Genomic DNA, 10,667 nt, shown 5'->3' with positions numbered 1-10,667 from the left:
GGTCCGCAACCTGGGCCGCAAGTCTTTGGAGGAAGTGCAGGAGAAGCTGGAAGAGTTGGGACTGGGACTTCGTACAGAAGATTAAGACCTGCTTGACCTTCGGCCTGCCACGAAGCGCTTTGGGGTAACTCAAAGCCAGCAAAAGGATTTTAAGGAGGGAACAATAGTGGCATACCAAAAGTTGGGTCGTGACTCCAGCGCGAGAAAAGCTCTTTTCCGCGATCTGGTCACTGACTTGTTCATACATGAACGCATCGAAACAACTGAAGCTAAAGCGAAGGAAGTTCGTTCCATCGCCGAAAAGCTGATCACTCTTGCCAAGCGCGGAGATCTGCACGCTCGTCGTCAGGTCGCAGCATTTGTTCGCAGAGAGAAAGCGACTGAAGATCAAGATGCGATCCAAAAGCTGTTCACGGAATTGGCAACCCGCTATTCCGAACGTCAAGGCGGATATACCCGTATCATGAAGCTGGGTCCCCGTCGCGGCGACGCTGCTCCTATGGTATATCTTGAATTGGTTGACCGGGCGTAAGACAATGGGAAGAGGGTGGACGGAATCGTAGATTCTGATGAAGCCCTTTTTGCATTCACGCCTTTTGTAATTGCCGGTCCCCGCAAGAGTACGGCGCCAGGAATGGATGAAATGCCTTTGTGGGGATGTTATGGCTTGTGGAGGTACATGTGAGGAACATTGCCTTGGTAATCGGCTACGACGGAACCGGCTATTACGGCTTCCAGACACAGCCCGGCGGCAATACCGTTCAGGATCACCTGGAGGCGGCAATCCGGCTGTTGACTGGAGAAACCGTCAAATTGCACGGGTCCGGACGTACCGATGCCGGTGTGCATGCCAGGGCTCAAGTGGCGCATTTCCATACAGAGTCGACTATCCCCGTCGAACGGTGGAGCATTGCTCTTAATACAAGGCTTCCCAACGACATCGTGGTTTATGAGGCCCGGGAAATGCCCCTTGACTTCCATGCCCGCCGGTCCGCTAAATTGAAGACATACCGTTACGTGATCCAAAATTCCAAATTTCCGGATTTGTTTTATACCCGTACCCGCTTTCATGATCATAGGAAGCTGGATACCGCGGCAATGAAGGAAGCACTGACGTATATAAAGGGAACCCATGATTTTACTTCCTTTTGCACCGTCAGATGCGATAAGGATTCAAGGGTCAGAACCATTTATGATGCCGATCTGCTTGTCCTGCATGATCCGCTGCCGGGGGACGAATTAGCGCGCTCGATCCATTTTGAAATAACCGGAAACGGATTTCTCTACAATATGGTCCGGATTATGGCGGGAACGCTAATCCAAATCGGGCAAGGAAAACGTCGGCCTGAGGACATGAAAAGAATTCTGGAAGCCAAAAACCGGCGTCTGGCGGGTCCGACGGCTGAAGCACACGGTTTAACTTTATGGCGAGTCGAGTACGATTAATGCTTGCCATTTGGCAGAGAGTGTAGTATCATAATTGTTGGTGTTTCACAACTGGCACCCCCACTTGCCCCGAGTTGTGAAGCAACCGACCCTGCAGTATCGTACTACCGCATAATGGCCGCAAGTCAGCTTGCTGATTGTGTGCTTTTATACGTATATATTATTATTGCTAATGATGCCAGATGTACTGGCGCAATAACTCTTAGGAGGATCAAGATGCGTACGACATATATGCCTAAAGGCAATGCAGCCGAACGCAAATGGTATCTCGTAGACGCCGAAGGCAAAACCCTCGGCCGTCTGGCCAGTGAAGTGGCCGGTATCATTCGCGGTAAACATAAACCGGATTTCACCCCTCATGTGGACGGCGGCGATTTCGTTATCGTAATTAACGCTGACAAAATCGAACTGACCGGCAAGAAGCTCACTCAAAAAATGTACTACCGTCACTCCCACTATCCGGGTGGTTTGAAGGCTACTTCCGCAGGCGAAATGCTGAAGAACAAGCCGGACCGGATGATCGAGCTGGCTGTTCACGGCATGCTGCCGAAGAACCGTCTGGGTGATTCTCTGAAGACAAGAATTAAAGTGTACGCTGGTGCCGAGCATCCGCATCAAGCTCAACAACCCGAAGTTTGGGAACTTCGCGGATAATAAGGGGAGGACCATTTCATGGCAACTGTACAATACTATGGAACAGGTCGTCGTAAGCACTCGGTAGCACGTGTACGTTTGATTCCGGGTGAAGGACGAATCGTAATCAATAAGCGCGACATTAACGAATATTTTGGTCTGGAAACACTGAAGCTGATCGTAAAGCAGCCTCTGAACCTGACTGAAACTCTGGGCAGATATGATGTGCTGGTTATCGCTAACGGCGGCGGCATGTCCGGACAAGCCGGAGCAATCCGTCATGGCATCTCCCGCGCATTGCTGAAGGCTGACCCGGAGCTCCGTGGTTCTCTGAAGCGCGCTGGCTTCCTGACTCGTGACCCTCGTATGAAGGAACGGAAGAAGTACGGCTTGAAAGCAGCCCGTCGTGCTCCTCAGTTCTCCAAGCGTTAATATCCAAATCCCGCAAGGGATTGCAAATCTCCGGTCTATTTGGACCGGGGGTTTTTCTTTTTTTGCTTGGATAGGCCATATCACAAAAAAATCCTCCGCCAATCCGGCAGAGGATTTTTTCATTTATTCAAAAGAGGTATTCTTGACCTTCCACTTTTCCAGTGCAATGAACAGCCAAAAGCTATAAACACCCAATGTGATCAGGGAAAGCAGGAACCACTTGATCCAGTTTCCGAAAAGGCCAATAGCGGTACCGTGGAATTTCATTCTGCGCCCGTTGATGACGGTATGCTCAATTTTCCACCGGTAAATCATTGTGAAGCTCCAGGGGTAGCAAATTCCAAAGGTAAAAATAGTAATAAGGGCACCGACGATCTTCAACCCCACGTACTGCAATAATCCCCCGTCAAAATAAGAATTCTCCCGGCCAGAAATTCCTGGCTGCACTGCATGACCCACTACAACTGAACTCATAAGGCCCCTCCCAAATTAATCTCTGAATAAATATAACGGTAAAAGCGCTTACATGAAAGTGTCGAATTTGCTAACAATTTGTGGACAGGCTTCCGCAAAATGCATTGGAAAATCGAACCTATACTGGGCTTTTGACATATATTAAACCATTGTCGACTGAGTTTTTACCAACCTGAAAAAAAGATTGACTTTATGACTGCAGCTTATTAAAATAATAGCAAAACCTAATAAATCACATGAATTTAGTAGGAATAATGATTCGGAGGTTATACTAACCATGAACTTATTCGAGAAGGAAGCATTAATTGCCCAAGCCGCTGAGGAATTTGAGAATAAAACTCCGGAGGAGCTCGTGAAGTGGGCGGTAGACACCTTCCCCAACATCACCCTGGCATGCAGCTTTGGTGCGGAGGACGTGGTATTGGTGGATATGCTCCAAAAGGTCAGCCCCAAGACGGATATCTTCTACCTGGATACGGATCTGCACTTTAAGGAGACCTATGAGACTCGGGATAAGCTGGCTTCCCATTATGGCCTCCAATTCGTCAGAGCAGGAACAGAGCTTACTCTGGAGGCTCAAGCGGCCCAATACGGAGAGGAACTGTGGAAATCGAACCCTAATGAGTGCTGCAATCTGCGCAAGGTAGAGCCTCTGACTGCTATACTCGGGAAGTATGAAGCATGGATTACCGGCATCCGCCGCGATCAGGCTCCTACACGGGCGAACGCCAAGAAGGTGGAGTATGATGTGAAGTTCGGTCTGGTGAAGTTTAATCCTCTCGCCGACTGGACCAGCGATGATGTCTGGAATTATATCCGTGCCAATGATGTGATCTACAATCCGCTCCACGACATGCATTATCCCAGCATTGGCTGCGAGAAGTGCACCCGTCAGGTGCTTCCGGGTGAGGATCCCCGTGCAGGCCGCTGGGCCGGCCACGAGAAGACTGAATGCGGACTGCACAAATAAAGAACAGGATGAAGGGAGCCATACCAAGTGAGTGAAACTATACAGGCACACGGCGGCACATTGATTAACCGGCTGGTAGAGGGGAATGCACGGGAGGAGCTGCTGCAGCTTGCTGCAACTTTACCCGTTATTGCGGTAAATAAGTGGACGATTTCAGATATCGATTTAATTGCTGTAGGCGGCTTTTCCCCGCTCACCGGTTTTATGGAAGAAAAGGACTACCAATCCGTCGTGGAATCCATGCGGTTGTCCAGCGGGCTTGTATGGAGCATTCCGATAACGCTGGCAGTCGAACAGAAACGTGCAGCAATGCTGGAGATCGGTCAGCAAGTGGCTCTTGTGGGTGAGCTTGATGGGGTGGTATACGCCATTCTGGACATCAGAAGCATTTACACGGCGGACCAGCAGAACGAGGCTCTCAAGGTCTTCAAAACCGCTGACAGCGCCCATCCTGGCGTGCAAAAGCTCTTCTCCCGGCCCAACACGTATATCGGCGGACCCATACAGGTGCTCAATCGGCCGCAGCCGGAGAAGTTTGAGGAGTTTTATTTTACACCTGCTGAAACGAGACAGATCTTCGTCTCCAGGGGCTGGAAAACCGTCGTTGGCTTCCAAACCCGCAACCCGGTTCACCGGGCCCATGAATACATCCAGAAAAGCGCCATGGAGATTGTGGATGGCTTGTTTCTTAACCCTCTGGTGGGCGAAACCAAATCTGACGACATATCCGCTGAAATCCGGATGGAGAGTTACCTTGTCCTGTTGGATAATTACTACCCCGGCAATCGGGCGTTTCTCGGCGTTTTCCCGGCGGCAATGCGTTATGCGGGTCCACGGGAGGCGATCTTCCATGCTATGGTCCGCAAAAATTACGGCTGCACCCATTTTATTGTGGGCCGCGATCATGCAGGCGTAGGCGATTATTACGGGACGTACGAGGCACAGGAGATTTTCCGCAACTTTACACAAGAAGAGCTGGGCATCACTCCCCTGTTTTTCGAGCACAGCTTCTTCTGCACCAAGTGCGGCAATATGGCCTCCAGTAAAACCTGTCCGCATGACAAGGCCTTCCACATGCATCTCTCCGGCACCAAGGTGCGCGCCATGCTGCGCGACGGGATCTGCCCCCCTGCCGAGTTTACCCGGCCGGAGGTAGCCCAGATTCTGATCAAGGGCATGAAGGAGATGGACGCGTCCTTGTCCGAATCCCAGCTTTAATAGGGAATGTCCCGCCAATAAGACGAGTTTCAGGTATAAAGATCCACCTTTGTCCATAAGATTCTTAGAGAATCTATTGGATGCGGGGTGGATTTTTTGATGCGCGGATGGAAACGGAAGCGGCTTATAATCTGGACAAACAAACAAGGTTTGCTGAAGCTGGCTGCTGCAGCGGCTCTGGCGGTGCTGACCGTTTTTATGCTGAGCTATGAGCTTCCCCACAGTGAAACTTGGGATTATTGGACTCTGCCATTGTCCGGCAAGGTAATTGCAGTGGATGCCGGACATGGCGGCCCGGACGGTGGCGCCTCCAGCAAGGAAGGGATGGACGAGAAGGACGTCAACTTGGCTATTGCCAAACATTTGCGGGATTATTTGCAGGAGGCGGGAGCAATTGTGGTGATGACCCGCGAGGAGGATAAGGATCTGGCTGCTCCGGGGACCAAGGGCTACAGCAAACGGAAAACGGAGGATCTGGTGCAGCGCGCCAAGCTTATTGAAAAAGCGGATGCCGATTTGATGATCAGCATTCACTTGAACAGCATTCCCTCGCCCAAGTGGCATGGCGCACAAACCTTTTATAATTCCGCCAAGCCGGGGGGCAAAATACTGGCAACCCATATTCAGTCGGAGCTGAAGCGGAATCTGGAGAATACGGACCGGTTGGCCAAGGAAAATGATACGTTCTATCCCATGAAGGCAGTATCCATCCCCGGTGCGTTGGTGGAGGTTGGGTTTCTCTCCAATCCCGAGGAGGCAAGACTTATGGGACAGGAGAGCTATCAAAAGAAGGTGGCCGCGGCGATATACCAGGGTGTGCTCAGATATTCCACGGGCGAACAAATAGGCGAACCGTAAAATTGTGGTATAATGGTGGCGTAAATACAGACAAGCCCATAAGAGGTGCAACTATGGTGACCAAAGAGCAAGTGTTTGACGCACTGAAGCATGTATACGACGGCACTTACAACCGTCCCCTGACAGAGCTGGGCCTTGTAAAAGACATCATGACCAAGGATTCCCGGGTGAATCTGACGGTAGTTTTGACCGAGGACAGCGAAACGCTCAAAAGCCAATACCGTCAGGATGTGCAGGAGGGGCTGGGCCGGATTGGCATCCAGGACGTTCATGTCCGGTTCCGGACGATTACAGAGGCGGAAAGCCAGGAGATCGCCCGCAGGCTCCAAGAGCCCCAAGGGGAATCAAACCAGCGTCAGCAGACCCAATCGCCTGCTACAGGACGTTCTGAGCTTCTCGGCCGTGATTCCGGAGTGACCTTTATTGCAGTAGCCAGCGGCAAGGGCGGAGTGGGTAAATCTACCGTCACCGTGAATCTAGCGGTTTCTCTGGCCAGGGAAGGCAAACGGGTAGGCATTATCGACGCGGATATTTATGGCTTCAGTGTTCCGGATATGATGGGCATTGAAGATCGTCCCGCGATGGATAACAACAAGATCATTCCGGTAGAGCGCTTCGGCGTGAAGGTGATGTCCATGGGCTTCTTCGTGGAGGATAATGCTCCGGTGATCTGGCGGGGACCTATGCTGGGCAAAATGCTCCGCAATTTTTTAAGCGAGGTTAATTGGGGCGAGCTGGATTACATGATCCTGGATTTGCCTCCGGGAACGGGGGATGTAGCCCTGGATGTTCACCAGATGATTCCCCACAGCAAGGAGATTGTTGTAACCACTCCCCATGCAACGGCAGCGTTTGTGGCTGCACGGGCAGGTTCTATGGCGTTACGGACGGACCACGAAATTCTGGGCGTTGTGGAAAACATGGCGTATTACACAGATAAAACCGGAGAAGTAGCCTATATCTTCGGCCGCGGCGGCGGGGCCAAACTGGCTGAAGAGCTGCACACGGAAATTCTGTCCCAAATCCCGTTAGGGGCACCGGATAATCATTTGTCCGAGCCCGATTATTCTCCCTCTGTCTACAAAGCCGATTCCGAAACCGGTGAGCTGTACGCCAAGATGGCCCGGCGTATTATCGAGAAGCTGGAGAGCCAATCATAGGGTGTGTCTGAAAACTCCGAGGGGAGCAAATTGTAGCGAATATTCGTTCCTGGCAAGGCACTTGCCCGTAGGCGTACCGGGGGTACGTCAAGGGAAAGTAACGAAGTCAGGGACGAAAAGGCGCTAAAAGGTGCCCTCAAGCGAGTTTACAGACACGCTCTAAGCTTCATCTGCATAAAATAAGGGCTGTACGGCTTCCCGCCGTCCAGCCCTTTGCTTTTATTTTTTCTTTTCCTTGGATTTGCTTTGGTCTTCCTGATCTTCGGAGCTGTCGTCTCCGCTGCTTTGGTCCTCTTGACCTCCGCCATCCTGCCCTTGCTGGTCTCCGCCGCTTCCGCTGTCTCCTCCACCTCCACCGCTGCTTCCGCCTTCTTGGCCTTTTCCTCCGCCTTGCTCCTGGTCTTGGCCGCCGCCCTGTTTTCCACCTTGCCCGTCTTTTCCGCTTTCCGAGGTAATGGTCAGTGTTTTATCGTCTTTGGGCTTCATCTCTTCAGCCACCGCTTTTTGGAACATGGCGATCAGCTCCGCCTTAAATAAGGGGCTTTGCAGCGATTCCCGAACAACCTCCTGCATTTGCTGCCGGTATTTTTGACTCTTCATGGTTTCGAGAATAATCTTCTGATAATCCGGGTTATTCAACGCCTCGAACAAATTTTTCTGGTATTCCGGATCCTTCAGTAAATCCTTCTCAATCTGCTTCAGATTCTTCTGCGCGGCTTTAGCAAATTCTCCGGCAAATTTCGGGTCAGTCATGGTGGCCTCAAGCATCTTGAGGCCATGGTTTTCCGTGGTTAACAGTTCCTTAACGGCAAGCTGTATTTGCTGGCCCTCGCCGGTGGAGAGAAGCTGGAGGGTCTTGTCCTGATTCTTGGCGGCGGTAGACATAGCCTTTTGCGCATCCTCCGTCTTCAGGACATCTAGAACCATTGCCTTCATATCCTTATAGGATTGCGGCTGTGATGACTGCTGTTGTTCACTGCCGCAGGAGATGAGCAGCAAAACAGGCAGGAGGGCGGGGATCAGCAGCATTCGTTTGGCTGTCATAGTCCGGTTTAAGCTCCCTTCCTTCGGATAGTATGGCGTTAGTATGTGTGACTTCCGTTGGTTTCATGAAGGAGGCGAATAGCTTTTTGCTGAGAAGGTTGGTACAATTAACTAGAATTTTTCCTTGGGGAAACAAGGTGGGATAACGCAAAAAAAGCGGTTTGGCATAACCGCTTTTCCGGTGGATAGTATACTATTGTACAAAATCAAGTCGGTTTATTCCGCCTGCTTGAAGGATACGGAGGATTGCTCCAGAAGCTCGGACACGCTGACAAAATCGTAGCCCTGTGCCCGCAGCTCATCGATCAATTGAGGCAGCGCCTCCTGGTTATATTTTGCCGAATCACTGGCATGAAGAAGAACGATGTCACCCGGATGCACCTTGGAGGTAACCTGGGTAACGATATCCTTGGCATTTGCAGCTTTCCAATCCATGGAGTCCGTATCCCACTGGATGACCTTGTACCCCAGATCATTGGCCACACGCAGCACCTTTTTGTCGAAATCGCCGTTGGGCAGACGAAGAAGCTGCGGAGACTTGCCGGTAACCTCCGTCAGAATCCCGTGAGCGGTTTGAAGCTGGGTACGGATATCCTTTTCCTCCAGGCTGCTGTAATTCACATGCTTATGGCCGTGGCTTCCAATTTCGAAACCGGCCTTATTGATTTTGTCCACAATTTGGGGATGGGTCTTGGCCCAGGGTGAGGAAAGGAAAAAGGTGGACTTCTTCACACCCTTGTCCTGGAGCAGCTTGACGATGGGCTCAGGCTGCACATCCCCCCAGCTGATGTCAAAGGTAAGTGCGACGACCTTCTTTTCCGTCTGGACACTGTATATAGCCGCGGGTTCGCTTTGGGTGGTGAATACCGTAATATTCTCTGCCTCCGCATAGATAATACCCGCCGCAAAAAAACAGGCCGCCGCTGCAATAATTACTTTTTTTACTTTTTTGGCATGGAAAACATAGAACATATTCATTGCCGGGCCTCCTTGGTTTCCCCCACTTGTCCGTAAAAAAGCAACAGGTGGGGCTTGGTCGATTTCTTTATTACCAATGTATGCCCGTACAACTTGGTTATGTCTATTAAAGGGAGGTCTTTAGGGGATATGAGTTGGCGTAATCTGGTTCAAGCAATCAAAGAAATGAAGCATTATTTAATCGCTGCAGCGGCTACTTTCCTGGTTGGCGCTTATCTGGGCTATTCGGAGCCGGGGCAATTCCAGTTCCTGCTGGACAATCAAATTAAACAGCTTACAGACATGGTTAACAACATTGGCGGGCATGAGCACTACCAATGGAGACTGCTTGCTTTTATTCTGGTGAATAATGTGTTGGTATCGGTGTTTATGGTCTATTCCGGTGTGATGCTGGGGATTATTCCGCTTTACAGCCTACTCTCCAACGGACTGATCATGGGGTATCTGGCGCATCAGAATGTTCCGGACAAGGGCTGGGGGTCGTTTATTCTGGCTATCCTTCCTCATGGCATTATCGAACTGCCGGCTTTTATTCTCGCATGTGCCTTCGGGATCAAGTTCGGTGCGATTATGTTCAAAAGCTTCTTCTTTCTGTTCTCGCCGACCAGAAGAGCAGCTAATAATGCCGCATTTATCAAGATGCTGAAGGTATCTGTTCCTCTTGTCATTATTGTAGCCCTCCTGCTGATGGCCGCCGCATTGATAGAGAGCATGGTTACCCTGCGGTTGGTCAGCTGATAAAAAATTTGATATCTAATTCTCTTTTCGGTTCATAAAAAATCCAATATCTGTACATAACAGTAAGACGACACACCTATAATTCCTTGTTGCTTGAAGGGAGCTAAACCATGTTGGGTTTTTTGTTCAACGACAGAGAATGCAGAGAATTGGATTATGTACTGCGCAAGGAATTGGACGAAATGCTGTTTGACCTGAATGATAAAAGAATGGATCATGACATTAAGACCGCTATTGAAGCCAGATATAAAATTATCTTCCGTATGTATGCACGCCTTGCATCACCTAAGGATATTTCCAAATATGCAAGGAACCGGATGCAGCATCAATAAGTAAAGCTTCAAGAAATTATAAATGAAATTTATGCTTGACTTTATGAGAGCGTCCATGGTAAGTTATTTCTCGCGAATGAAACAGGTTTTTGAAAGAATGTGCATGAAAAACCCGATTCAAAAAAAGTTTTAAAAAAAGCTTGCATTACTGAGTAACAATGTGGTATATTAAAAAAGTCGCCTCTTGAAGAAGAGAACGACGAAGAAACAAGCGAGCTCCTTGAAAACTGAACAACGAGCAGCAAAACAATGAAGCCAAACGTTTGAACAATTGAGCAATCAGCTCTAACATAACGGTCCTTCGGGGCCACTTTTATGGAGAGTTTGATCCTGGCTCAGGACGAACGCTGGCGGCGTGCCTAATACATGCAAGTCGAGCGGGTT

Annotated in this window: 14 protein-coding genes and 1 rRNA gene; 12 read left to right on the top strand and 3 right to left on the bottom strand. The window is 50.0% G+C overall.

Features of this window, described 5'->3' with window-relative positions; all coding sequences use genetic code 11:
- The 5 genes from ACI1P1_RS28930 to rpsI form a co-directional block, all read left to right on the top strand.
- On the top strand, window positions 1-85 hold an 85-nt coding region (locus ACI1P1_RS28930), incomplete at its 5' end, for a DNA-directed RNA polymerase subunit alpha C-terminal domain-containing protein (protein WP_416220127.1).
- 81 nt (window positions 86-166) lie between these two features.
- Window positions 167-532: a 50S ribosomal protein L17 gene (rplQ, locus tag ACI1P1_RS28925; RefSeq protein WP_416220073.1), complete on the top strand. Its 366-nt coding sequence runs from the start codon at window positions 167-169 to the stop codon at window positions 530-532.
- 149 nt (window positions 533-681) lie between these two features.
- The gene (truA, locus tag ACI1P1_RS28920) at window positions 682-1,446 is read left to right on the top strand and encodes a tRNA pseudouridine(38-40) synthase TruA (RefSeq protein WP_416220072.1); all 765 of its coding nucleotides are present in this window, start codon (window positions 682-684) and stop codon (window positions 1,444-1,446) included.
- A gap of 216 nt (window positions 1,447-1,662) precedes the next feature.
- Window positions 1,663-2,100, top strand: coding sequence for a 50S ribosomal protein L13 (gene rplM / locus ACI1P1_RS28915; RefSeq protein ID WP_416220071.1), 438 nt, complete (start codon window positions 1,663-1,665; stop codon window positions 2,098-2,100).
- Window positions 2,101-2,118: 18 nt separating this feature from the next.
- The gene (gene rpsI, locus ACI1P1_RS28910) at window positions 2,119-2,511 is read left to right on the top strand and encodes a 30S ribosomal protein S9 (protein ID WP_113022632.1); all 393 of its coding nucleotides are present in this window, start codon (window positions 2,119-2,121) and stop codon (window positions 2,509-2,511) included.
- A 123-nt stretch (window positions 2,512-2,634) separates the two neighbouring features.
- On the opposite strand, the gene ACI1P1_RS28905 is transcribed toward rpsI, so the two are convergent.
- A complete protein-coding gene (locus tag ACI1P1_RS28905) occupies window positions 2,635-2,985 on the bottom strand; it encodes a DUF898 family protein (RefSeq protein WP_416220070.1) in 351 nt (116 codons plus the stop codon).
- 277 nt (window positions 2,986-3,262) lie between these two features.
- Between ACI1P1_RS28905 and ACI1P1_RS28900 the strand changes: the two genes are divergently transcribed.
- The 4 genes from ACI1P1_RS28900 to ACI1P1_RS28885 all read left to right on the top strand — a co-directional run bounded on the left by ACI1P1_RS28900 (window position 3,263) and on the right by ACI1P1_RS28885 (window position 7,191).
- Entirely contained in the window at window positions 3,263-3,955 is a 693-nt protein-coding gene (locus tag ACI1P1_RS28900) for a phosphoadenylyl-sulfate reductase (RefSeq protein ID WP_416220069.1), read from the top strand.
- 27 nt (window positions 3,956-3,982) lie between these two features.
- Window positions 3,983-5,173: a sulfate adenylyltransferase gene (gene sat, locus ACI1P1_RS28895; protein WP_416220068.1), complete on the top strand. Its 1,191-nt coding sequence runs from the start codon at window positions 3,983-3,985 to the stop codon at window positions 5,171-5,173.
- A 99-nt stretch (window positions 5,174-5,272) separates the two neighbouring features.
- On the top strand, window positions 5,273-6,031 hold the full coding sequence (gene cwlD, locus ACI1P1_RS28890; RefSeq protein ID WP_416220067.1) for an N-acetylmuramoyl-L-alanine amidase CwlD: 759 nt from the start codon (window positions 5,273-5,275) through the stop codon (window positions 6,029-6,031).
- A gap of 53 nt (window positions 6,032-6,084) precedes the next feature.
- On the top strand, window positions 6,085-7,191 hold the full coding sequence (locus tag ACI1P1_RS28885; protein ID WP_416220065.1) for a P-loop NTPase: 1,107 nt from the start codon (window positions 6,085-6,087) through the stop codon (window positions 7,189-7,191).
- A gap of 219 nt (window positions 7,192-7,410) precedes the next feature.
- Here ACI1P1_RS28885 and gerD read toward each other — a convergent pair whose 3' ends face one another.
- Together gerD and pdaB are read right to left on the bottom strand one after the other, a co-directional pair.
- Window positions 7,411-8,235, bottom strand: a complete 825-nt coding sequence (gene gerD, locus ACI1P1_RS28880; protein ID WP_416220064.1) for a spore germination lipoprotein GerD — start codon at window positions 8,233-8,235, stop codon at window positions 7,411-7,413.
- Window positions 8,236-8,451: 216 nt separating this feature from the next.
- A complete protein-coding gene (pdaB, locus tag ACI1P1_RS28875; RefSeq protein WP_416220063.1) occupies window positions 8,452-9,213 on the bottom strand; it encodes a polysaccharide deacetylase family sporulation protein PdaB in 762 nt (253 codons plus the stop codon).
- Window positions 9,214-9,342: 129 nt separating this feature from the next.
- Between pdaB and ACI1P1_RS28870 the strand changes: the two genes are divergently transcribed.
- The 3 genes from ACI1P1_RS28870 to ACI1P1_RS28860 form a co-directional block, all read left to right on the top strand.
- The gene (locus ACI1P1_RS28870) at window positions 9,343-9,951 is read left to right on the top strand and encodes a stage II sporulation protein M (RefSeq protein ID WP_416220062.1); all 609 of its coding nucleotides are present in this window, start codon (window positions 9,343-9,345) and stop codon (window positions 9,949-9,951) included.
- A gap of 110 nt (window positions 9,952-10,061) precedes the next feature.
- Window positions 10,062-10,283 (top strand): hypothetical protein, encoded by a 222-nt coding sequence (locus tag ACI1P1_RS28865; protein WP_416220061.1) that lies wholly within the window; start codon window positions 10,062-10,064, stop codon window positions 10,281-10,283.
- Between the two features lie 312 nt (window positions 10,284-10,595).
- Window positions 10,596-10,667, top strand: a 16S ribosomal RNA gene (locus ACI1P1_RS28860); the annotation flags it as partial.

The sequence above is a fragment of the Paenibacillus mesotrionivorans genome (genome assembly GCF_046098205.1).
Taxonomy (GTDB): domain Bacteria; phylum Bacillota; class Bacilli; order Paenibacillales; family NBRC-103111; genus Paenibacillus_AR; species Paenibacillus_AR mesotrionivorans.
The sequence above is the reverse complement of the archived record's forward strand: the minus strand, read 5'-3'. Positions and strand labels throughout refer to the sequence as shown.

Excerpts from the sequence above, each read along its gene's own strand:
- rplM (WP_416220071.1), top strand. The coding sequence starts at position 1,663 with ATGCGTACGACATATATGCCTAAAGGCAATGCAGCCGAACGCAAATGG.
- rpsI (WP_113022632.1), top strand. The coding sequence starts at position 2,119 with ATGGCAACTGTACAATACTATGGAACAGGTCGTCGTAAGCACTCGGTA.
- ACI1P1_RS28905 (WP_416220070.1), bottom strand. The coding sequence starts at position 2,985 with ATGAGTTCAGTTGTAGTGGGTCATGCAGTGCAGCCAGGAATTTCTGGC.
- ACI1P1_RS28900 (WP_416220069.1), top strand. The coding sequence starts at position 3,263 with ATGAACTTATTCGAGAAGGAAGCATTAATTGCCCAAGCCGCTGAGGAA.
- cwlD (WP_416220067.1), top strand. The coding sequence starts at position 5,273 with ATGCGCGGATGGAAACGGAAGCGGCTTATAATCTGGACAAACAAACAA.
- ACI1P1_RS28885 (WP_416220065.1), top strand. The coding sequence starts at position 6,085 with ATGGTGACCAAAGAGCAAGTGTTTGACGCACTGAAGCATGTATACGAC.
- gerD (WP_416220064.1), bottom strand. The coding sequence starts at position 8,235 with ATGACAGCCAAACGAATGCTGCTGATCCCCGCCCTCCTGCCTGTTTTG.
- pdaB (WP_416220063.1), bottom strand. The coding sequence starts at position 9,213 with ATGAATATGTTCTATGTTTTCCATGCCAAAAAAGTAAAAAAAGTAATT.
- ACI1P1_RS28870 (WP_416220062.1), top strand. The coding sequence starts at position 9,343 with ATGAGTTGGCGTAATCTGGTTCAAGCAATCAAAGAAATGAAGCATTAT.
- ACI1P1_RS28865 (WP_416220061.1), top strand. The coding sequence starts at position 10,062 with ATGTTGGGTTTTTTGTTCAACGACAGAGAATGCAGAGAATTGGATTAT.